This is a genomic window from Planctomyces sp. SH-PL14 (assembly GCF_001610835.1).
Taxonomy (GTDB): Bacteria; Planctomycetota; Planctomycetia; order Planctomycetales; family Planctomycetaceae; genus Planctomyces_A.
On sequence record NZ_CP011270.1, the window covers coordinates 2,401,628 to 2,424,228 of the forward strand.

19 protein-coding genes are annotated in these 22,601 nt (G+C 65.1%); 14 read left to right on the forward strand and 5 right to left on the reverse strand.

All coding sequences use genetic code 11. The annotated features are described in order from the left end of the window. Positions 1–294 precede the first annotated feature (294 nt). Both VT03_RS09380 and VT03_RS09385 read left to right on the forward strand, forming a co-directional pair. Entirely contained in the window at positions 295–555 is a 261-nt protein-coding gene (locus VT03_RS09380) for a hypothetical protein (RefSeq protein ID WP_075092737.1), read from the forward strand. Positions 556–594: 39 nt separating this feature from the next. Continuing rightward, on the forward strand, positions 595–903 hold the full coding sequence (locus tag VT03_RS09385; protein WP_075092738.1) for a hypothetical protein: 309 nt from the start codon (positions 595–597) through the stop codon (positions 901–903). A 106-nt stretch (positions 904–1,009) separates the two neighbouring features. On the opposite strand, the gene VT03_RS09390 is transcribed toward VT03_RS09385, so the two are convergent. After that, positions 1,010–2,059 (reverse strand): DUF1559 domain-containing protein, encoded by a 1,050-nt coding sequence (locus tag VT03_RS09390; RefSeq protein WP_075092739.1) that lies wholly within the window; start codon positions 2,057–2,059, stop codon positions 1,010–1,012. A 50-nt stretch (positions 2,060–2,109) separates the two neighbouring features. Then, positions 2,110–3,168, reverse strand: a complete 1,059-nt coding sequence (locus VT03_RS09395) for a DUF1559 domain-containing protein (protein ID WP_075092740.1) — start codon at positions 3,166–3,168, stop codon at positions 2,110–2,112. A 488-nt stretch (positions 3,169–3,656) separates the two neighbouring features. Here VT03_RS09395 and VT03_RS09400 point away from each other — a divergent pair, with 488 nt between their 5' ends. Then, the gene (locus VT03_RS09400; protein WP_075092741.1) at positions 3,657–3,935 is read left to right on the forward strand and encodes a branched-chain amino acid aminotransferase; all 279 of its coding nucleotides are present in this window, start codon (positions 3,657–3,659) and stop codon (positions 3,933–3,935) included. A gap of 736 nt (positions 3,936–4,671) precedes the next feature. After that, a complete protein-coding gene (locus tag VT03_RS09405) occupies positions 4,672–4,950 on the forward strand; it encodes a branched-chain amino acid aminotransferase (protein WP_075092742.1) in 279 nt (92 codons plus the stop codon). Between the two features lie 218 nt (positions 4,951–5,168). On the opposite strand, the gene VT03_RS09415 is transcribed toward VT03_RS09405, so the two are convergent. Continuing rightward, entirely contained in the window at positions 5,169–7,181 is a 2,013-nt protein-coding gene (locus tag VT03_RS09415) for an efflux RND transporter periplasmic adaptor subunit (protein WP_075092744.1), read from the reverse strand. 292 nt (positions 7,182–7,473) lie between these two features. Here VT03_RS09415 and VT03_RS09420 point away from each other — a divergent pair, with 292 nt between their 5' ends. Further along, the gene (locus VT03_RS09420) at positions 7,474–7,971 is read left to right on the forward strand and encodes a hypothetical protein (protein WP_075092745.1); all 498 of its coding nucleotides are present in this window, start codon (positions 7,474–7,476) and stop codon (positions 7,969–7,971) included. A gap of 612 nt (positions 7,972–8,583) precedes the next feature. Then, on the forward strand, positions 8,584–9,741 hold the full coding sequence (dnaJ, locus tag VT03_RS09425) for a molecular chaperone DnaJ (protein ID WP_075092746.1): 1,158 nt from the start codon (positions 8,584–8,586) through the stop codon (positions 9,739–9,741). A gap of 579 nt (positions 9,742–10,320) precedes the next feature. Here the strand turns inward: dnaJ and VT03_RS09430 are convergent. After that, positions 10,321–11,553 carry an Mrp/NBP35 family ATP-binding protein gene (locus tag VT03_RS09430; protein WP_231870634.1) on the reverse strand — a complete coding sequence of 411 codons (1,233 nt, stop codon included), beginning with the start codon at positions 11,551–11,553 and terminating at the stop codon, positions 10,321–10,323. Positions 11,554–12,043: 490 nt separating this feature from the next. On the opposite strand from VT03_RS09430, the gene VT03_RS09435 reads away from it, so the two are divergent. The 7 genes from VT03_RS09435 to dxs all read left to right on the forward strand — a co-directional run bounded on the left by VT03_RS09435 (position 12,044) and on the right by dxs (position 20,401). Beyond that, positions 12,044–13,420: a hypothetical protein gene (locus tag VT03_RS09435; RefSeq protein WP_082846080.1), complete on the forward strand. Its 1,377-nt coding sequence runs from the start codon at positions 12,044–12,046 to the stop codon at positions 13,418–13,420. Between the two features lie 93 nt (positions 13,421–13,513). After that, positions 13,514–14,833, forward strand: a complete 1,320-nt coding sequence (locus VT03_RS09440; RefSeq protein ID WP_075092748.1) for a hypothetical protein — start codon at positions 13,514–13,516, stop codon at positions 14,831–14,833. A gap of 175 nt (positions 14,834–15,008) precedes the next feature. Continuing rightward, the gene (locus VT03_RS09445) at positions 15,009–15,740 is read left to right on the forward strand and encodes a DUF1559 domain-containing protein (RefSeq protein ID WP_197489270.1); all 732 of its coding nucleotides are present in this window, start codon (positions 15,009–15,011) and stop codon (positions 15,738–15,740) included. Positions 15,741–15,868: 128 nt separating this feature from the next. Then, positions 15,869–16,588, forward strand: coding sequence for a DUF1559 domain-containing protein (locus VT03_RS09450; RefSeq protein ID WP_075092750.1), 720 nt, complete (start codon positions 15,869–15,871; stop codon positions 16,586–16,588). A gap of 60 nt (positions 16,589–16,648) precedes the next feature. Further along, positions 16,649–17,353, forward strand: a complete 705-nt coding sequence (locus VT03_RS09455) for a DUF1559 domain-containing protein (RefSeq protein WP_255378611.1) — start codon at positions 16,649–16,651, stop codon at positions 17,351–17,353. A 198-nt stretch (positions 17,354–17,551) separates the two neighbouring features. Beyond that, positions 17,552–18,478 (forward strand): polyprenyl synthetase family protein, encoded by a 927-nt coding sequence (locus VT03_RS09460; RefSeq protein WP_075092752.1) that lies wholly within the window; start codon positions 17,552–17,554, stop codon positions 18,476–18,478. Then, positions 18,479–20,401, forward strand: coding sequence for a 1-deoxy-D-xylulose-5-phosphate synthase (gene dxs / locus VT03_RS09465; RefSeq protein ID WP_075092753.1), 1,923 nt, complete (start codon positions 18,479–18,481; stop codon positions 20,399–20,401). A 24-nt stretch (positions 20,402–20,425) separates the two neighbouring features. Here the strand turns inward: dxs and VT03_RS09470 are convergent, their stop codons facing one another. Next, complete coding sequence (locus VT03_RS09470; RefSeq protein ID WP_075092754.1) at positions 20,426–20,752, reverse strand: type II toxin-antitoxin system RelE/ParE family toxin; 327 nt, start codon at positions 20,750–20,752, stop codon at positions 20,426–20,428. Positions 20,753–21,182: 430 nt separating this feature from the next. On the opposite strand from VT03_RS09470, the gene VT03_RS09480 reads away from it, so the two are divergent. Next, on the forward strand, positions 21,183–22,241 hold the full coding sequence (locus tag VT03_RS09480) for a 3-oxoacyl-ACP synthase III (protein ID WP_075092756.1): 1,059 nt from the start codon (positions 21,183–21,185) through the stop codon (positions 22,239–22,241). The last annotated feature ends 360 nt before the right edge of the window (positions 22,242–22,601 follow it).

Genomic DNA, 22,601 nt, shown 5'->3' on the forward strand with positions numbered 1-22,601 from the left:
CGTGCCTCGCTCGCGCGTCGGACTGGTGGGAGTTTTCCGACAGGCCTACGCTTGCTGGAATCAACGTCTCGTGAGACTTGGGGCTGGACGCGGAAGTGTTCAAGAAGGGAACGCGACACGATATCCTTGGTGCTCGCTCAAGAGTGATACGCAAGTTGTAGGGCACACCTCCGTGCCGGGTGACGCTGGAGCGTCGCGATAATTGCTCGGGCTGATAGTCATCCGATCTTTTTCACTAGGTTGCTGTGGCCAGTACAGGATTTCCTTGTGATAACGACTGTAAGTAAGCCGCTCATGGTCCTGTTTCTCGTAGGCGGCGTGTTCGCGACTGACACGGTCCGGCTGGCGTTCATGCAAAAGCCGAACTGGGCATCCCCATTGAATCTGGCGATGCTGTTTGGCGGCGGAGCCTTGTTGCTCTGGAACGTCTTCATGTACCGCAAGGCCACGATCGTCGATTCCGAATTCCCGAAGACTCGAGTCGACCGGTACGCCAAGCCGGTCGTGGCTTCCATCTGCTTTGTCGTGGGGGCGGCGATGGCCCTGTTCCGGTAATTTGCGACGCCGGTTCGCCAACAACTCGGGGAGGGGAGAATGACAGGCAAACGAGAATTCCGCTGGCGACGCACGCCATTCTTCTGGCTCTATGGAAGTGTCGTCATTGATTTCGACAGCCGGCGGATTCGATTCGAGAATTGTCTTCGCACATCGGGCTTCTGGAACCTGTTTCCGATGCGCGAGGCGGAATGCGGATTCGATGACATCCAGAGTTTCGAGACTTACGAGCAGGGCGGGTATCGTTGCGGCGCGCTCGTGACATCGGTCGGCCGAAACGTCTTCATGGATGCCGATATCAAGGACTTTGACGCACTCATCGCCGACCTCCGTCGGTGCGTCTCCTGAGTGCCCTCAGCGACGGCCACGAACCGAGCCCGTGCTTCATGCCGCCTGCGGGCTGGAAGGCATGCCGATCCGTGACTCGACGATCTGAGTCAGGACACCGTTCGAGTCAGTCGAACGGTCTCTTTTCGTTTCCGTCGACGGTCAGGATCGCCCGGAGAACGGCGGGGTCGGTTTTCGAGGTCAAGTTCTTGACACTGGAGTCGACCATCAGGACGTTTGGCCCCCCGGGATGGGTGGCCGAGAGGATCCCTTCGGAGCGTCCAAGGTGTGCGCTCGGGAGGTTGATTCCAACTGGAACGATGTCGACATCGACGTCCCGTGGTTCCGTCCAGACGACGTTCTGCCCACAGGCTTCGACGATCATGGCGGTGTTCGACATTCCATCCGGAGCACTGCCCAAACGCCAGCGATCGAGACCGTCCTTTCCAAAGACAGTGCGAGAGCCCGTGGCGGCCAGATAGGCTGTCCAGACACGACCGCGGGCGTCGATCGGCCGCTCATTCGCGGGACAGCGATAAGGAGTCTTTCCCTCGTTCGTGACGGAAGCGTTCTCGTCCGAATCCCACGTCGCGTCGTCGCGGTAGCGTTCACGAAGGGCAGACGCTTCAAGAAACGGAAGCAATTCGACTCTCCAGCTTCGTTCGATGTCGTTCTCCGCGACAAGTCGCGTTGGGAAGAGCCGTCCCTCATGGATCTCGGCGTAGATATGCGTGGCGATCCCGATCACTTTCATCTGATTGCGACAGGTCCAAAAGTAGCCCAGCGATCGGGGGGAGACGTGGCCTGCCATCCAGAGGAGAAGGATCGGTCCGACAACGCTCCACGTTCCCACGATGCCCCTCTTTGAGCGAGGATTCCGGCGAACGTGGACGAGCGACGCGCCCGCGAGGAGATAGCAGCTGAGGAAGTTCGTCCAGGCGATCCCTTCTCGAAGGAACGTGTCCTGCGGCAACTCCGGATAGCGGGGATATCGGTGCCACCGGTCGAAGAGCACGAACGCCGTTCCCAGCAGCGCGGCCAGAAGCCAGGGCCAACGGTCGCGGCTGCGCCACAGGCCATGCAGGCAGATCAGGAGTGCGATCAGAGCCAGAGCCGTGATCGATCCCAGCCGCAGGTGCTCGGGGAGGATCGTGGGGCGGACCGGATAGGCGTACATCGCCGTGCCTCCCGAGTGCGAAGGGGGCCGAGGGACATCGGGAACCGCAGTCAGTCGAAGCGTACCGATTCCCCTCCGTCGATTGTCAGCATGGCCTTGAGGACTTCGGGATCGGTGTCGGCGGACAGACGCCGGACCGCGCCGTCACCCGTGAGAACGGCGGCGGCGCCGGACGGGTCGTGAGACGAAAGGAGGCCGGCCGATTCCCCTCGCCGCACTCCGGGGAGATTGACGCCCAGCGGGACGGTGTCGACATCAAGGTCCCGCGGCTCCGTCCAGACGACATTCTGACCGCAGGCTTCGACCAGCATGGCCGTGTTCGAGATACCGTCGCGGATGTCGTCGAAACGCCGCTCCCGCCCTGCTCCGGCGGTCGGTGTCGGGAAGAAGGCCGAGGACCCGGTACAAGCGAGGAATGCGGTGTAGGACCGGTTCCGGTCGTCGGTGCGGATGACGTTGTTCGGGCAGTAGTACGGATGGCGGGGTGTCTGGGCAAGGGGCTCGTTCGCCGGAGCGTCCCATGTCTGATCGTCTTCGTACCGCTTTCGAAGGGGCTGCCGTTCCAGGAAGGGGAGCAGTTCGACGCGCCAGGTGCGGGGAGGTTCGTTGTCCGAACTTAGGGTCGTTTGCATGAGAAGCTCGTCATGGGCCTCAGCATCAAGGTGAATGGCAATGCCAGCGGAGCGAAGGTGATCTGAGCAGGCATTCTGCCGAGCGTGTTCCTCTGGATGGACCGACGTAGGAATCATCCACCAGACAAGACCGATGAGCGTTGCCACGCTGGCCAGTCCCTCAACGACGGAGACGTGGCCATGAATTGCCTGGGCGGGGAGGATCGTCAACAGCCAGAAAATCGTCAGGATTGCGGTCGCGCCGACCCAGCGTTCGAGTTGTGTCCAGAACGTCAGCGCTGGTGACACGTCCCAGACCGCGAAGACCCCGGCAAGGGTTACGCTCACCGAGAACGCGAGGAGCCAGAGGAGTCCGCCACGCGGCAGACGCAGGACTCTGGCGGAGATCCCCGCCGCGATCGCCACTCCGACAACGATCAGGATGATCCGCTGAATGACGTCGGAGCTGAGCGGGAAGAGGGGAGGGTAGGAGTACACAGGCGGGCCCCAGGCGAGAGAGGTCTTCGTCTTCGATCTTACGTGGCTGGGCCCGGCAGGTACGAAGAGAAAGTCGGGAGCCGCCGCGCGAAGGGCTTCGGGGCTTTGCGGTTCGACCGGACTGACCGAGCCGCGGCGGGCGCGCCATCTCCGGTTGTGACGACTGTGAGCCGGTGTTGCCCGCCGGGCTCACGTTGCATTTGGGCAGCAGTGCTTCAACCTGGTGACACGCATGGGGGTTGCGACGTGGCGTAGGAAAGTTGTTGCCTGCTCGCCACATGAGGCCATGCGAGCGGAGGATCGCGCGGAGGCGCGGAGTGTCGTTGTTGATTTGCTTTATTTCATTTGGGGAGAACGCTTTGCGGTGTTGCGTGAAAGTGGGTGTCAAGAATTCTTGGCGCGCTTGGCCCGAGTGGCATTCACGCTGCTTTACATCTCCTGCATCACCCAACCCACCACTGCAAGTGACACACAAAGGTTCGATTGCCATGACTCGCCTCCTCAACGCTCTTGTTCGCGACGAAGCCGGTTTCATCGTTTCGGCTGAACTGGTCCTGGTCGCTTCGATCGCCGTCCTCGGACTGGTTGTCGGCCTGAGCGAAGTCTCCCTCAACGTGAACAACGAACTCGAAGACGTCGGTTCGGCCTTCGCCTCGATCGATCAGGGCTACTGCGTCGAAGGGCTGAGCGGCCACAAGGGGAAGAGCAAGGGAAGCCACTTCCAGGACTGCCAGGACTTCTGTGCCGGCCAGTACGACGTGCAGTAATTGAGAATCGGCAGTGTGCCGGTGGTGGTGACCCGCTGGCGTCCGGTCCAGATCAGACCGGACGCCTTCAGGTTCCCATGATGGTCGAAGACTCACTCGCTTCGTCCTTCTTCCTCCGGCCCGACCCGATCCGATGCAGACGCCAGCCTCCCGGGCTTCGGACTTAGATCACCCGAGAGTTTCAGGGGACTGCCAACGCGGGGAGCATCACTCACCCCGCCCGACATCGCCGACTCGACTTGCCGTCGAATTCTCCAACGAGGCCCGGATCTCTCCGGGCCTCGTTTCTTTGCGCGCGGCCTACAGACTTGCGCCGCTCCCATTCGGGCTCGACCGGAAGGGAGCTTTTGCGCATTGCCGTATGGAACCTGCGATGCGGTCGTCTGTCGTGCCGAGGTTCGATTGTGATGACCCGGCCGTGACGTTGCCGGATGGCGTCGTGTTGCTGTTTTGCAGCGCCGGGCTCAATGGAAGTCGCTATCGGGACTTGCGTCGTTTGGCCGGAAACATGTGGCGAGGCGACAACGTGGCCATGACGTGGGCTTCATCACGATGGCTCAGCTCCGAACGTTCGTGGCTGCGGCGTATCTCTCTTTGTGACTGTGGGTTGCGTTGTGGTGTGCAAATGGGTGTCAAGGATTCTTGGCGCGCTTGGCCCGAGTGGCATTCAGCCTGCTTTACATCTCCTGCATCACCAACCCACCCACTGCAAGTGACACACAAAGGTTCGATTGCCATGACTCGCCTCCTCAACGTTCTTGTTCGCGACGAAGCCGGTTTCATCGTTTCGGCTGAACTGGTCCTGGTCGCTTCGATCGCCGTCCTCGGACTGGTTGTCGGCCTGAGCGAAGTCTCCCTCAACGTGAACAACGAACTCGAAGACGTCGGTTCGGCCTTCGCCTCGATCGACCAGGGCTACTGCGTCGAAGGGCTCAGCGGCCACAAGGGGAAGAGCAAGGGAAGCCACTTCCAGGATTGCCAGGACTTCTGTGCCGGCCAGTACGACGTTCAGTAGTCGAGAGAGGTGGAAGGCTTAAGGCTGAAGGCGGAAGGTCGAGATCAAACCGGAAGCATTGGCCATAACGACGAACGGAGAATCACTCGCTTCGCTTGTCTTGCCCTCCAACCCCGATTCCAACGAGGCCCGGTTCTGCCGGGCCTCGTCTTTTTGTGCGCCGACCGAGGCCCTCTTCCTTCCGCCTTCAGCCTTCAGTCTGAACCCCTCACGCCTCCTCAAAACGCCCACCACGTCTTGACGGTCTCGATCAGGCGGTGGAACCAGACGTAGCCGAGGGACCGCTGGCCGCAGTCGATGCGGGCGACGGCGGTCGCTCCCGGGCGGAGGTCGCGAAGCGCCGTGCGGTCGAAGCTCAACGTCGTCAGGACCGTCGGGCCCTGCTGCGGATCGTCGTCCACGAGATCGGCCACCGCTTCGACCTGGGCGGGAATCTGATGATCGAGATCGGTCGTCACGCTGAACGTGGCGCGGAGCGGCTGTCCTTCGGCGCTCTTTCTCGCCCCCTGCAGGTATCCCATCTGGCTGTCGGGAATCCGGATCTCGACGATCCACGGGCCGGCCGGGTCGCCGACCGTGAGGAGCCGCTGGCCGCGCTCGACGGGGCGCTCGTCGAGCGTCTGCTCGACGTCCCAGGTCAGGACCTGGCCGGCAATCGGGGCGGGGACGGTCAGGGTCCGCTGTTGTCCTTCGAGGAGGGTCCGTTGGCGGATCAGGCTTTCGCGGACGGTCTTGAGTTCTTCCTCGCGGGCGGCCAGTTCGGCGTCGCTCGACTGGTTCTGCGGCCGGTTGGGGTCGGTCCGGAGCGCCGCGATATCGGCGATCTGCTGCTCCGCGGTCTGCAGCTCTCCCTGGACGCGGGTCATTTCGAATTCCAGGTTCGGACTCCGAAGCACGACGACCGGCTGACCGGACTGGACGCTTTCGCCGTGCCGGGTGCGAACTTCCTGGACGATCCCCGCGACCGGGGCGTAGACCTCGCGGCGGTCGCGGGGGACGATCGATCCCCGCCCCGTGACGTGGAGCGTCGCCGGCTGGACCGCCAGATACGTTCCTCCCGCCGCGAGCCCCCCGAGGAGCAGCAGACGGCCGACGAGGCGGAGCCAGGTCCGCGTGACGCCGAGCGACCGGATGAGCCGGCTCAGGCCGTGGAGCGGCTGTTCGCTGTGGGCCATGGCGTGCGAGAGGGCCGACGTGCTGACGACCTGAACGCCGGGGAGGACCGACCAGTCGGCGGGCTTTGAGGCGGCCCGGTCCTCGACGATCAGCAGGCCGATCGGGCCGGCTTCGGACCGGAGGGGAGCGACCGCCATCCGCGTCGTCCCCATCGCCTGGCCGAGTTCCGTCAGCCGGGTCCGCAACGGGTCGGAAGGGGTTCCGGCCGGCGCGGGGATCGCTTCGATGCGCTCGAGGGGCCGGCAGGCGCGGCCAATCTCCTCGAGCTGCCGGACTGCCGCCGCGCGAGGATCGGGCTGGTCGACCCCGCTGACCGCCAGAGTCCGGACGCGGCGGCCCCGGACCTGAAGCAGAGAGACGCGGTCTGCCTGAAGGAGTCGCTGGGCCTCCGCCACGATGGCGTACGCCGTGCGGCCGACTTCGAGAGAGCGATGGGCGTGGAGGGCAAACTCGGCGAGCTGTTCCCGGCCGGACGCGGAGGGAGCCACGACCGCGCCGGCGTCAGCCTTCGCCGGCGCCGAGCCGGAGGGGACGTGGCTTTCGATCAGGGCCGCCGCCAAGGAGAGCGCCTGCTCGTCGGAGAGGTCCTGCCGGGTGCCGGGAAGGAACACTTCCAGGATCCGCGGCTCCGTCCCCATGGCCAGGATCGGGAGGGCCAGGATGCGGAGCTGTTGCGGGGGAGCGCCGTTGCCGGCGGGCTCGAAGCGGGCTTCGACGACGCGGGGGGCTCGCGCCGCGAGGATTCCCCGCAGGAGGTCGTCGTGTCCCGGCCAGGTTCCCTGAAGCGTTTCCACCGCCTGGCCGCCGAGTCCGAACTGCGCCTGGACTCGAAAGCGGTCGCCGGCCTCGGCCTGCCAGAGAATGGCGTCGTGCGCCCGGAGGGCGATTGCGACCAGCTCCAGGCAGCTCGTCCACGGATCGCCGCCGGGGCGGGTGGTCTGTCCTGGCGCGATGGGGGCGGGGGGGGCGGTGGGAACGGTCGATCCGAAGACCACGACGGAGAGCCCAGTGACGAGTTCGATGACCGGAATGCGGCACGGCCGCGACGAAGCCACGTCGGCCTGTGTACCAGATTCCGACCGGGACGCAAATTCGCCCCTTCCTCTCCCCGATCGGGAGGCGGCGGGAGGCGCCGAACGCCGCGTCTGCCGGGTTGGCGCGTGTTGCCGTTCGGCATCACTCGCGTTTCCCGTTGGCATCAAAGCCGTGTGGCGGTCCGGCGACGCCCCTCCTGGATGTAAACGTCTGGGCTTCTCCGGGTTAATGCGGAGGGGCCGGTGAGGTTTTTCGCTTGCTTTCGATCCCCTGTGAACTAGGAATTTACAAACCCCCTTCGGAATTCCCCCCATGACGTGCTCCGACGCCTCCGCTACGTACACGCTCAGTCACAGTCAGGCGCAGATCACGCGAGCCGTTGACCGGATCATCGCGACGCACCGGGCTCTCGACCGTTCCTTTGCTCGCCAGAAACCGCTGCGGCGCGTCCGGACGGAACGCCGGCAGTCGGAGCGTGTGGAGTTGAATGTCCCGGTGGAACTGACGTCCGTGACGTTGCAGGACGGGGTCTTGACCTGCGTCGGCGAGATGACGATCGGGATTACGCGGGACATTGGAACGCGCGGGGTGGGTCTCTCGCTGGACCATCCGGTCAACTCCACGCTCGTGCTGGCGGAGTTCGACGTCTGCCGGGACCGTCCGATCCGTCTCCTGTTCCGCCGCCGCTGGCAGCGGCATGTGGCCACGTTCTCTTATGCGGCTGGTGGGGAGTTCGTCGGGCTTCTGCTTGATGAGACGCCCCGGTCCCGTCTGGACCGGTTTGGCGACATCCCGTCGCAGCTGGACTGACGGTAGGAGGCGGGGTCAAACCGCGTCTTTGCCGGTATGGCTCCCATAGCTCAAACCCAACGTGCGACGGCCGCTGGGGTCAAGGGGGTCTGACCCCCTTGCCGCCGGAGGCGCTTCCCTGAGGAACCGTGGGACGCAACGGGCGTCCGCTTTGTGCTCCCCGCGGGTTGGTGAGGGGGCATCCGGCATGGTGTCCGCGTTTGGACACTCGCTCCTTCAGAGAGAGCGAGACAGGCCAGGCCTCCGGCGGGCAAGAGGCATTCTGCCCCCTGCACCCCCTGACCAGGGTGCCCCTGGACCCGATCAGGGACCAATGACTCTGCGGTGCGCCGCTCTACCTTCCGCCTGAACCCCTCCCGCCTCCCTCACAGGACCCCCTGCCCCCCCACCAGGGTGCCCCTGGACCCGGTGAGACGAAGATCCGAGCCTGCGGGATTCTCGTCCGAAGTGCCCTCCGGATCAGCAGAAGCGACCGGAATACCAGGCGCCACCAGAGGCCGCGCTTGCCCTGTCGGGCCATCACCCCAATACTATCTCGCTCCAAAACCCGGACACCCCGGTCCGGCGGCGACTTCCGGGCTGGGCCGGTGCGATTTATTCGATTGAACGTGAATGCCGACGCAGCGCGATTTTTATGAGGTCCTCGGGGTGGAGAAATCCGCCTCCGCCGACGAGATCAAAAAGGCTTACAAGAAGCTCGCTCTCAAGAACCATCCGGACCGCAATCCCGGAGACGAAGAGGCGATCGAACGGTTCAAGGAAGCCGCGGCCGCATACGAAGTCCTCAGCGACGACGACAAGCGGGCCCGCTACGACCGCTTCGGCCACGCCGGAGTCAACGGCGGCGGATTCGGCGGAGGGGCCGGGCACGGGGATGTCCAGGACATCTTCGAAGCCTTCAGCGACATCTTCTCCGGCTTCGGGTTCTCCGGCGGCACCGGCCGTCGGGGAGGACGCCGCGGCGGTCCGGCCCGCGGGGCGGACGTGCGCGTCGCCGTGACGCTCGACTTCCGGTCGGCGGCGCTCGGCTGCGAGCGCGAAGTCTCGATCAACCGCAAGAAGTCCTGCACCCGCTGCTCCGGCTCCGGCTGCGAGCCGGGAACGAGCCCGACGCAGTGCGACTACTGCGGCGGCCAGGGACAGGTGGTGCAGGCCCAGGGGTTCTTCCGGGTCCAGACGACCTGCCCGGCGTGCCGCGGCGCCGGCCACATCATCCGGCACAAGTGCAACACCTGCTACGGCTCAGGGCGCGAAGACCATCGCGTCACCCTGAACGTCAAGATCCCCGCCGGCGTCGACTCCGGCGTGCAGCTCTGTCTGCAGGGCGAAGGGGAAGCGGGACCGAACAACGGCCCCAACGGTGACCTCTACGTCGACATCACGGTCAAGGACCATCCGGTCTTCCGCCGCGAGGGGATGCACCTGCTCTGCCGCGTGCCGATCACCTACACGCAGGCGGCCCTCGGCACGAAGATCGAGATTCCACTTCTCGAAGGGCGGGACGAACTTGATATCCCCGCCGGAACGCCGCCGGGCGAAGTCTTCCGTCTCCGCGGCAAGGGGATTCCCGATCCGCGCGATCCCCGGGGTCGCAAGGGGGACCTGCATGTCGAGATCGAGCTGATCGTCCCGAAGAAGCTCAGCGAAGAGCACGAAGGGCTGCTGCGAAAGCTGGCCGAGGTCGAGAAGACGCAGGTCACGCCGCACCAGAAGACCTGGTACGAGAAGCTCAAGGACCTCTTCAAGGGCGAAGCGGAAGAGGCTCAGTAGGCGGCCTGTCCTATCTGTGTGTATCCGTGTTCATCTGTGGCCGATTTTGTTTTAGCCACAGATAAACGCAGATGAACACAGATGGATGAAGACACCAGCCCGAAGGGGTGTATTCGCTGGATGGTGGTCGGTCGACGAGGGATGTGCCGTTGGCTCAATTCGCGTCCTTGCCGGCACGACTCCCATTGCTCAAACCCAACGTGCTACGGCTGGCTGGGGTCAAGGGGTTTCGACCCCTTGCCGCCGGAGGCACTTCCATGAGGAACCGTGGGACACAACGGACGTCCCCTTTGTGGGACCGGCGTTGAGGACTCACCGCTCGCTTTGACGACGCTGCGGGATGGTGAGGGGGCATACGGCACGGTGTCCGCGCTTGGACAAGTGCTCTTTCAGACATCTCTCGACGAGAGGGCCTCCGGCGGGCAAAGGGGCGTTGCCCCTCTGCACTCCCCACCAGGGTGCCCCTGGACCCAATAGGCCCGTATTTAATCGGCGAATGCACCCAGCCCGAAGCGCGAGCGAGGGAACGCGGGTTCGTCCCTCGCTGGCGCTTCGGGCTGGTGTGGATTTCGCTGAGAGCTAGAGGATCTCGAGCGTCGGCAGGCTCGGGGTTTCGAGGAGCGACTTGGCGATCCGCATGGCGACGTTCTGCGCCATGTTCAGCAGCGGGCCGCGGGCTGGATTGTCGTCTTCGAAGAGGGAGGCGATCTGACCTTCGTCGCCGCGGATGCGGATGATCGGGTCGGACGGGATTTCGCCGAGGAACGGCACTCCCATTTCCTCCCCCTTCGCCTTGGCGCCGCCGCGGCCGAAGATTTCGCCGGTCATGTTCTCCACCATCCCCAAGAGCGGGATCTTGACGGTGTTGAACATCGTGATCGCCTTCATGGCGTCGAGCAGCGCCACCTTCTGCGGGGTGCAGACGACGACCGCGCCGGCGAGTCCGACCATCTGCGAGAGGGTCAGGGCGACGTCGCCGGTGCCGGGGGGCATGTCGATGATGAGGTAGTCGAGTTCGCCCCACTCGGTCTGCTGGAGGAACTGGGTGAGGGCTTTGTGGAGCATGGGGCCGCGCCAGATGACCGCCTGGTCTTCGCGGACCATGAAGCCCATGGACATGATCGGCATGCCGTCGACTTCGATCGGCTCGATGCGTTCCATGACGCGGCCGTCGGCGAGGGGGATCTGGCGGACGGCGGGTGTGCCGGTGGCTCCGGTGAGGTGGGGGATGCTGGGGCCGTAGACGTCGGCGTCCATGAGGCCGACTTTGGCGCCGAAGTGTTTGAGGCCGAAGGCGAGGGTGGCGGCGACGGTGGATTTGCCGACGCCTCCCTTGCCGCTGCCGACGGCGATGACGTTCTTCACCCGGAGGCCGATGGTGCCGCCGGTGTTTTTGCCTTTGACGACGCTGGTGAAGGCGACGTTGACGTCACCGGCGGCGGGGATGGACTTGGTGGCGGCGCGGATGGCGGTTTCGAGCCGTTCGCGTCCGGGGTAGGCGGGGGTGGGGAGTTCGATGGTGACGGTGGTTTTGCCGTCGGCGGAGGCGATTCCTTTGATCATCTCCAGGTCGCCGAGTGAGCGGCCGATTTCGGGATCGGGGAGTCGGGCGATGGCGGAGCGGATGTCGTTTTCGAGGGACATTGGCGTATTGCGGACGCGGGTGGCGAGATCAAAGTGGGGAGTGTGACGGTTTCGCGTGGCGACGACCAGCGTCTCCCAGAACCGGGTCCAGGGGCGATGCTGGCGGGGGATGCGAGGGGGCCTGGGAGGGAGGCGGAAGGGGTTCAGGCGGAAGGCCGAGCGGCGCAACGCAGGATCATTTGTCGCTGATCGGGTCCAGGGGCACCCTGGTGGGGAGTGCAGAGGGGCAAGGCCCCTTTGCCCGCCGGAGGCCTGGCCGTCGAGAGATGTCTGAAGGAGGGCGTGTCCAAACGCGGACGCAGTGCCGGATGCCCACACATCAACCCGCGGGGAGTCCAAGGCGAGTGTGGAGTCCTCCACGCCGGTCCCACAAAGGGGACGTCCGTTGTTGACCACGGTTCCTCAACGAAAATGCCTCCGGCGGCAAGGGGGCCTGTGTTGTTTCTTGGCCCCTTGACCCCAGCGGCCGTGGCACATTGGGTTTGAGCGGGCATCGCTGTGCCGGCGAGGATGCGGTTCGAGCAAAGCCGGAACTCCCTCTTCATCCCGCGTTCATCGCAACAGTGAACTTCGATCCCTCCATCTGCTAGGCTGCAAAACGGTCGCAACGCCCGGCCACGTGCCGATCGAATCTCCACGTTTTGAGGACTCCCGTTCGATGTTGGACCGACGTACTTTTCTCCAGTCCGGCGCCGTCGCGCTCGGCTCCCTCCTCACCTCCTCCGGCCTCGCCGCGGACACCGCTCCCACCGGCCTCCGCATCGCCACCTTCCGGACCGACGCCACGCCACCCCTGGGGCACTCCTGCTGCGGCGGCTGGATCAAGCCGATCGAAGTCGTCGACGACCCCCAGGAAGCCATGGGCTTCGTCATCCTGGGCGCCGGTAAGCCGATCGTCGTCTGCACCGTCGACTGGACCGGCCTCCTCAACTCCGCCCACATCGCCTTCCGGAAGGGACTCGCCGAAGCGGCCGGAACGACGCCCGACCGCGTCGCCGTCCAGTGCGTCCACCAGCACAACGCCCCCTTCGCCTGCCTCGACGCCCAGAAGATCGTGGCCCAGTACAAGGAACTGCCGGCGATCGTCGACGTCGACTTCTTCGAGAAGTGCGTCGGCAACGTCGCCAAGGCGGTCAAGGCGTCGCTCGCGACCGCCCGACCGCTGACCGGCATCGCGACCGGCGAAGGAACGGTCGCGCAGGTCGCCGCCCACCGCCGGATCAAGGGACCGGAAGGGAAGATCATCGCCAGCCGCGGGAGTTCCTGCGCGGACGCCGCCCTGCGGGACCTCCCGGAAGGGCTCATCGATCCGCAGCTCAAGACGGTCGCCTTCTACGACGACGACACTAAGGTCGTCTCCTGCCACTACTACGCCGTCCACCCCATGAGCTACTACGGCGACGGCCGGGCGAGCGCGGACTTCTGCGGACTCGCCCGCCGGGCGCGGCAGGAGCAGGAGCCGGACTGCCTGCACGTCTACTTCACGGGCTGCGCGGGGAACATTGCCGCCGGCAAGTACAACGACGGCTCGCACGCGATGCGGCCGATCCTGGTCCAGCGGATGCTCGACGGGATCGTCGCCTCCGAGAAGTCCCTCAAGCCGCAGCCGATCGGCGACGTCACCTGGAAGACGACCGAGTTCCTTCCCGCGCCCGACCCGCGGTGGGACATCGACCAGATCCGCAAGCAGATCGCCGATCCGAAGCAGGCGGTCGTCAGCCGGAACCGCCCCTCGTATACCGTGGCTTGGCTGGAGCGGTGCCGGGCCGCCGACACGCCGATCCTGCTCAGCTCGCTCCGCGCCGGGAACGTGACGCTCCTCCATCTGCCGGCGGAGTGCTTCATCGAGTACCAGCTCGCCGCGCAGAAGCTCGGCGCCGGAAGATTCGTGGCGACCGCCGCCTATGGCGATGGCGGGCCGTGGTACATCCCCACCGAAGCCGCCTTCCCGCAGGGGGGCTACGAAGTGAGCGTCTCCTGGTCGTCCAACGCCGTGGAATCGACCCTCATGAAGGGGATCGAATCCCTCGTCTGACCCCCGCGAGGGACGCCGGCCAACCACCCCCGACGTCCCTCGTCCCTCCCCCGCCTCCTGACCCTGCCTCCTTACTCCTGATCCTCCCCACCCATGTCGCGTCTCTCGCTCCTCCTCTCCCCTGTTTTCGTGGTCGCGGTCTGCCTGTGGATCGCAGCGCAGGCCACCACGGCCCCGCAGCCGAGCCCCAAGGTCGAGACGCTCACCGCGACGAACGACCGGCACTGGTACAAGGGGAACCTCCACACCCACTCCTACTGGAGCGACGGGAACGATTTCCTGGAGATGATCGCCCTGTGGTACCGCGACAAGGACTACCACTTCCTGAGCTTCACGGACCACAACACACTGGCGAAGTCCGAGCGGTGGGTCGACATCGGGAAGGTCAAGGCGGGCGAGGACGCCTACCGCAAGCTCAAGGAGCGGCTGCCGGACTGGATTGAGGAGCGCGAGAAGGACGGGAAGAAGGAGGTCCGGCTGCGGCGGTTCACCGAGGTGAGCGACAAGTTCGGCATCCCCGGGAAGTACCTGCTGATTCAGGGCGAAGAAATCAGCGACAAGTTCCACACGCATCCGATCCACCTGAATGCGGCCAACATCCAGGAGCAGCTCCCGCCTCTCGGCGGCGACAGCGTCTACGACGTGATGCAGAACAACGTCAACGCCGTCATCGCCCAGCGGGAGCGGACCGGCGTGCCGATTTTGGTCCACCTCAACCACCCGAATTTCCACTACGCCGTCACGGCCGAAGACCTGATGCGGGTGCGGGGCGAGAACTTCTTCGAGGTCTACAACGGCCACCCCGGAGTGAACAACAGCGGCGACGCCGAGCATGCTTCGATGGAGCGGATCTGGGACATCGTCCTGACGCTGCGGCTGACGGAGCTCAACCTGCCGCTCATGTACGGGCTCGCCGTCGATGACGGGCACGCGTACCACAACATCCCGAGCCGGGCCTCCGAGCCGGGCCGGGGCTGGGTGCAGGTCCTCGCGACCGAGCTGACCCCCGAGGCCCTGATCGCCTCGCTCGAAGCGGGACGGTTCTACTCCTCGTGCGGCGTCCGGATGAGGGCGATCGGCTACCGGACCGACGGGATCGATCTGGAGGTCGAGCCGGATGACGGAGCGGAGTACACGATCGAGTTCATGGGGACCCGCCGGGGGACGTCGACGGAGAGCGAGCCGGTCCTCGACAAGAAGGGGGAGCCGGTCCACGCGACGCGGCGGTATGCCAAGGGGATCGGCGAGGTGTTCCAGACCTCGAAGGGGACTTCGGCGCAGTACCGCTTCCAGGGGGACGAGCTCTATGTCCGGGCCCGCGTGACGTCGAGCCTCAAGCATCCGAATCCTTCGGAGATCGACGACCCGCAGCGGGCGTGGATCCAGCCGGTGCTGGGGCCGGCCGCGAAGTGAGAACCGCGGCCCGCGCAAGTGTATCGTCGGGCGCGGAGCGATCCGGCCGAGGGATAGTCCTCCGGTCGGATCGTCCAGTTCCTTCGATTTCCTGGTGAAGCGGCGGATGTGTTTGCGTATTTCTGTCTGACGCTCGGTCGCGTCATTGCAGGTCTACGTCATCGCGAGCTCCGCCGTGCGGTCGGTCTTTCGATTCCTCCGGACACGGGGGCCGGCGTTGGCGGTGATTGTCCTGGGGCTGATCACGATCGGCCTCTGGCTTTTCGAATCTCGCCACGAGCCGGACGGACTTCGTCCGACATCTCTGAACAATCTCCGGTTTGCGGCGCTCGCCTCTCTGCAGTACGCCACCAGCAATAGCGACTTTCTTCCGCCCGGCGGTCGAGCTTTGGATGACGCGCCGCGCTGGAGCTGGCAGGTTCAACTCCTTCCGTACATGGACCAGGAACGCCTGTACGACCGCATGGATCTCGACTTGCCCTGGGACTCGGAGCGGAATCGGCCGTGGACTTCCTATCCGGTCTCGTTCTGGCTCAACCCGGAGCAACGAGATCCGGACTCCCTCGGCGGCATCGCGATCACGCATCAAACGGCAAACTCGCGGGTCTTCGGTCCCCGCAGAAGTGCATCCCTCGCTGAGAATTCTCAATCGGACGGCGCGGCCCAGACTCTGATGCTGGGGGAAATCGGCGCCGCGTTTCCGCCGTGGGCGAAGCCGGGGAACGTGCGGGATCCGGCGCGGGGGATCGGCGGTGGGCCGGAGCAATGGGGGCGGGGGGATGGATCGGGATGCCATGTGATGTTCCTCGGCGGGAACGGTCGCTACCTCAGCCCCAGGATCGCGCCGGAGGTTTTGGAGCTTCTGGCCGATCCGAACAATGGCGTGCCGGACGAGAACGAGTTCTGAACGTGGGGACGCCGCGCCGATCGATTCGGAGCTGCGGCTGTCAATTCATGGCCCGCGATTGCGTATTGGTTCTTGAGTTCGTAAGGAGGAGATGCGAACGGGCTCGCGGCTGATGGGAATGGACGGGCATGGAACTGTGGTTGCGGCACTGGAAAGTCTTTTTCGGGGCGCTCGTGCTCGTCCTGGGTGAGGTCGGCTACATCGCCTACTCGCTCCGCGACACGCGCGACGCGAGCCGGCAGCAGGGGACGCTCGACTCGCTGCGGCAGGTCGATGGAGGGCTGCGCGGGTTCACCTCGAACTGCTCGATGCCGCTGCCGAAGGTCGGGACCGAGCAGGACACGGACCCGGGACTGAGCTGGCAGACACAGCTTCTCCCGTGGCTCGATCAGCAGACGCTCTACGGCCGGATCGACTTTCAGAAGCCTTGGAACTCCCGGGAGAATGCCCGTCCGCTGTCGACGGAGATCGCGGCCTTTCAAAGCCCGCATGAGCGGTATCACGCCACGGTCGCGGGGTTCGCGATCACGCATCAGACGGCGAACTCGCGGCTGTTTCCGCCCGGGAAAGCGCTGTCGCTCAATGAGATTGCGGACGGACTTTCGCGGACGATCTGGATCGGCGAGATCGGGGCCGCCTATCCCCCGTGGGCCCGGCCGGGAAACGTTCGCGATCCGGCCCGCGGCCTGGGGGGCGGCGCGGACCAGTTCGGCCGCGCGGGGGCCGATGTCTGCTGCGTCTTCTATCTGGACGGCAACGGCGGAGCACTCAGCTCCAGGATCGATCCCCGCACGCTCAAGCAGCTTGCCGATCCGGCTGACGGGGTTCCGCCGGAGTCGGAGTTCTGAGTCGGGGGGACCCATGTGATGTCCGAAAACGTCCGGCCGTCCGATCGGGTGATTCACTGGATGGCGGCAACAGTGGTAGCCCTGCTGGTTCTACCCGCGGTTGGCTGTTGGGTCTTCAAGGAATGGGACCAGGCACACCGTGAGTGGCGTTACAGAGAAGCGAATGGCCGCCTGCGGAAAGTTGGCACGGCCGTGCAGATGTACGCCACACGTTACGATGGTTGGACCCCGGCGGGTGGAATGGCCACGGATGCGTCTCCCGAGTGGAGCTGGCAGGTGCAGCTTCTTCCCTTTCTGGATCGCGACGATCTCTATCGCCGGATCGACTTCCGCCAGCGGTGGGACGCCGGTCCCAACCGGGAGGTGACGGCGACCTCGCTCGAAACGTTTCTCAGTCCATACGAATCGAAGCCGGCCTCCCATTGGGAACTGGCCATCACGCATCAGGCGGCCAATGCGAGAGTCTTTGACGTTCGCCACGGAGTGAACCTGGATGAGGCGATGAAGCTGGACGGCCTTGGCGCGACATTGATGCTCGGCGAGATCGGGACGGAGTTTCCCCCTTGGGCCAAGCCGGGAAACGTCCGGGAACTGACGCGGGGCCTCGGCGGCGGACCGGGGCAGTTCGGGAGGAGCCAGGGCTGGGGAGGCTTCGTGATGTTCCTTGGAGGGAATGGCAAGTATCTCTCCGCCGACACGTCGCCCCGGGTCCTGGAACTGCTGGCCGATCCGAACAATGGCGTCCCGCGAGGCGATGAGTTCTGAGCGGCAGACGACTCAAACATCGCGGGATAACCAAGGGGCGTCCGTCCTTCGGGCTTCTAACGACAAGGTCATTTTCGAACGCGGTCCCGCGGGGGCGGCCGGGTACGGTTTTCCAAACCCCGCGAACACCGTACCTTGTGTCGACGAAGGATCGACCCCGTCTTATGCGGGCGGTTGATGCGCCCTCATCCCATCGGAATGTCCGTCTCTCCTCTCCCCCTTGAAACCCGGCTCGCCGAACTCCGCGAACTCGTCGAAGCGCGGCTGGCCGTCTATGCGCGCCTGGGGCCGGACTCGCCGTCGCGGCTGACCGAGTCGATGGCCTACAGCCTGATGGCCGGGGGAAAGCGGATGCGGCCCGCCCTCGTCCTGCTCGCCTGCGAGGCGTGCGGCGGCGAGCCCGAAGCGGCGCTCCCCGCGGCGTGTGCGATCGAGATGATCCATACGTATTCGCTGATCCATGACGACCTGCCGGCGATGGACAACGACGACTTCCGTCGCGGCCGGCCGACGAACCACAAGCAGTTCGGCGAAGCGACCGCGATTCTGGCGGGAGACGGACTCCTGACGCTGGCCTTCGAAGTCCTGGCCCGCCACGTTCAGCCCCCCGCGCTCGCCGCGGCGTGCGTGGTCGATCTGGCGAGTGCCGCTGGGCCGCTCGGGATGGTCGGCGGGCAGGAGGCGGACCTCGAAGGAGAAGGCCGCTTCGACAGCGAAACCGGCGGGGGAGCCTCGCGGATCGCGACGGTCGAACAGCTGGAATGGATTCATAAACGCAAGACCGGTCGGCTCTTGTGTTCCGCCCTCACGATGGGGGGCCGGATTGCCGGGGCCACCCCGGAAATCTTGCGCAGGCTGCAAATCTACGGCGAATCGGTTGGTCTGGCGTTCCAGATTGCGGATGATCTCTTGGACGTCACCGGCGATCCCTCCAGAATGGGAAAAGCGGTCCGGAAAGACGCCGACGCCCAGAAAATGACCTATCCCGCCCTGCTCGGCGAGGCCGAAAGCCGCCGCCGCGCCGAGGGACTCATCCACCGTGCGTGCGACGCCATCTCGGAGCTGGGGGCACGAAGCCGCCACCTCGTCGATCTGGCCCACTACATCATCGAGCGAGATCACTAAATGGAGTTCGAACTCCTCCCGCTGATCGGATCTCCTGAGGAGCTCCGGTCGCTCAACGACGCCCAGCTCGAACAGGTGGCCGTCGAGATCCGCGAGAAGCTCTGCGAGATCGTCTCCGACCGCCCGGCCCACTTTGCCAGCAACTTGGGCGTCGTGGAACTGTGCCTCGCGCTGCACCTGACGTTCGACTTCTCCAAGGACCGGCTGATCTGGGACACGGGACACCAGATCTACCCGCACAAGCTGATCACCGGCCGGTTCCACGAGTTCAATACGATCCGCCGCAAGGGGGGCCTGATGGGCTATCCCCACCCCGGCGAGAGCGATTACGACCTGTTCATGACCGGCCACGCCGGCGCGTCGGTCTCGACCGCCCTGGGACTGCGGGCGGGCGATGACCTCGTCCATCCGGAAGAGGGACGCCGGTCAGTCGCGGTCATCGGCGACGGCGCGCTGCCGTCGGGAGTCGTGTTCGAGGCGTTCAACAACGCGGCCGAGCTCGACAAGAATTTCCTCGTCATCCTCAACGACAACAAGATGGGGATCTGTCCCCGCGTTGGGGGACTGGCGAAGTATCTCGATCACGCCCGCGTCGCGCCGTTCTACAACGGTCTCAAGAAGGACATCTCCTGGCTCCTCAACAAGGTGCCGTTCGTCGGCGAGCCGACGAAGGAGATGCTGGGCGGGATCAAGGACGCGGTCCGAAACTTCGTCCACGGCGGCCGGCTCTTTGAGGAGCTCGGGTTCCGCTACATCGGGCCGGTCGACGGCCACGACCTCAAGTCGCTCCGCGAATACCTGGAGATGGTCAAGGACGTGAAGGGGCCGGTCCTCCTGCACGTCTTCACCGAGAAGGGGCGGGGCTTCAAGTTTGCCGAGAAGGACCCGGTGGCGTTCCACACACCGGCGCCGTTCTGCCGCTCGGACGACGACGAAGAAGGGGTCCAGTTCCTCAAGAAGCCCGCCTCCCGGGCCTACACCGACGCCGTCAGCGACGCCATCCACGCCGCGATGGAGCGGGACGCGCGGGTCTGCGTGCTGACCGCCGCCATGTGCGAGGGGAACAAGCTCCAGAAGATCCGCGCCGATTTCCCGAACCGGTTCTTCGACGTCGGGATCTGCGAAGGCCACGCGGTCGCCTTCGCCGGCGGGATGGCCAAGGCGGGGATGCGGCCGATCGTCGACATCTACAGCACGTTCCTGCAGCGGAGCTACGACCACATCTTCCAGGAAGTGGCGCTCCAGAACCTGCCGGTAACGTTCTGCCTCGACCGGGCCGGCGTCGTCGGGGCCGACGGTCCGACGCACCACGGGGCGTACGACAACACCTACATGCGGAGTTTTCCGAACATCGTCGTCATGGCTCCCGGCGACGAACAGGACGTGGTCCCGATGCTCGATCTGGCCCTCTCGCATCCGGGCCCGACGTCGATCCGTTACCCGAAGACCAACGTCGCCACGGTCGGCCGGACCTCGACGCAGATCGAGCTTGGCCGTTCGGAAGTCTACCGCTGGGGTGAGGACGGGATGTTCGTCGCCTTCGGCGTTCAGTTCATCGACTGCGTGAAGGCGGCGGAACTGCTGAAGGCCGAGGGGATTGACGTCGGCGTCATCAACGCCCGGTTCCTCCGCCCGCTTGACACCGAGGTGATCTTCAAGGCGATCGAGTCGAGCGGATTCGTCATCACGGTCGAGGAGAGCACGCTGAACGGCGGCTTCGGTTCGGCGGTCCTGGAGGCGGCGAACGATGCCGGCCTCGACACGCGGAACGTGCGTCGCGTCGGCCTGCCGGACCGGTTCGTGGACGTCGCCGAACGAGCGGAGCAGCTTGCGGAAGTCGGCCTCGACATCGCCGGGCTGGCCAAGACCGCCCGGGCGCTGCATCAGGCCCGCGCCGGAGTGGCTGTCGGACATCCGTCGTAGGCGTCGGGCTGAGTGATCGCGAGGCTAAAGCTCATCGGGCGCGACATCGTGTTGCGCCCGATGACGGACCGTCAAAACCTCGACGGTCGATTCTATGATTCGGAACAGCACGCGATGCGTCTTTTCGCGGCCGCTTCCATACAGCAGCTCGCGAATCGGAAAGTCGAACGCGTCGCTCTCCCGGGCCAACGGAAACCGCTCGGGAGACTCGGCGAGGAGAGCGAGTTCTCGCGATAAGCCGTTCAGCCAGCGTGACGCGACGTCCACCGATCGCGACCGCTCCAGGTAGAAGTCTACGGCCTGTCGAATCCGGAGCTTGGCCCGCGGCAGAATGACGACCCGATAGCGCATGTCCCGAGTCCTACCGGGCGGGCTCGGAGCCAGGCAGGCTCGAGAGAAGTTCCTGCATCACGGAGTCCAGGGGCTCCTGCGATCCTGCACCCGACTGGCGAAGACTTTCTCGAATGTCGGAGAGCGTTTCCGCTGCCTCCTGCTCCTGCCGCCACTGGACCAGGCATTGCTCGAGTGTCGGGGTCGGTGTGGAAGACTCCATGCAGGATTTTGCGAATCGATGGAAGCCTTCCAGTTCCTGAAGGGATGACGCCATCGCGAGTTCTGGTCCTTTTTTCCCTGGGGCTTGGAAGTCCGGAATCACACCGCCCTCCGGAGTCTTTGACATTCTAACCTTTCAGGAAGGCCGGCGGACCATACAATTTCCGCGGCCGTCCCCCCCGCGCTCCCCAATCTGTCCTCCGGACTTTCCGTTTCCACTGATCATCGAATGCGTTACGAAAACGTCTGTGTTGAGGGGTTTACCTGCCTGCTGCCGCCGAATGTGGTGACGTCAGAGCAGATCGAGCAGCGGCTGTCGCCTGTCTACGAGCGGCTGGGGCTGCATTCCGGCCGGCTGGAGCTGATGACCGGGATCCGGGAGCGGCGGCACTTTGATGCCGATGCGCGGCCCGGAGTCATGAGTGCCAAGTGCGCGGAGCGGGCGGTCCGGATGTCGGGGATCGACCGGAGTGAGATCGGGGTTCTGATCCACGGGTCGGTCTGTCGCGACCAGATGGAGCCGGCGACTGCGTGCTCCGTTCACCATGCGATCGGCCTGCCGGCTTCGGCTCTGGCGATGGACATCAGCAATGCCTGTCTGGGTCTGCTGAACGGGATGGTCATAATCGCCAACATGATCGAGCTCGGTCAGATCCGGGCGGGGATCGTGGTGGGGACGGAGATCGGTCTGCCGCTCGTCGAAGGGACGATTGACCGGCTGCTGAAGGATCCGAATGTCACCCGGCAGTCGCTCAAGCTGGAGCTGGCGTCGCTGACGATCGGGTCGAGCTCGGCGGCGGTTGTGCTGTGCGACCGGAGTTTGAGCCGGACGGGGACGCGGCTGATCGGCGGGGCGTGCTTTGCCGATACGGCGAGTCACGAGTTGTGCGCCGGTGGCGACAGCACTTTGAGCTGCGGTGACAATCGGCCGCAGATGAGCACGGATTCCGAGACCCTGCTGCATGCCGGCGTGACGCTGGCGACGCGGACGTGGGCGGAACTGCGGCGGTCGCTCGGGTGGACCAACGAGATGGTGGACAAGGTGTTCACGCATCAGGTCGGAAAGGCGCACCGGAAGCTGTTGCTGCAACGGCTGGGGTTGCGGGAGGAGCTGGACTATCCGACGGTGGAGCTTCTTGGCAACACCGGGGCTGCGGCGTTGCCGACCGCGGTGGCGCTCGGCGTCGGAGCGGGGCATGTCACGCCTGGTGATCGTGTGGCGCTGCTGGGGATCGGGAGTGGTCTCAACAGTGTGATGCTGGGTCTGCAGTGGGGTCAGGTGAGCTGAACGGCCTGTTCTAACCGGGTCCAGGGGGACCCTGGTCAGGGGGTGCAGGGGGCAGAATGCCTCTTGCCCGCCGGAGGCCTGGCCGTCGAGAGATGTCTGAAGGAGGGCGTGTCCAAACGCGGACAACGTGCCGGATGCCCCCTCACCAACCCGCGGGGATTGCAAAGCCAGCGGTGTCGATTGAGGGAGTCCTCAACGCTGGTACCACAAGGGGGACATCCGTTGTTGACCACGGTTCCTCATCGAAAATGCCTCCGGCGGCAAGGGGGCGTGGCCCCCTTGACCCCAGGCTGCCGTAGCACGTTGGGTTTGAGCTATCAGCGTCGTGCCGGCGAGGACGCCGTTGGAGCTGTCGAGATG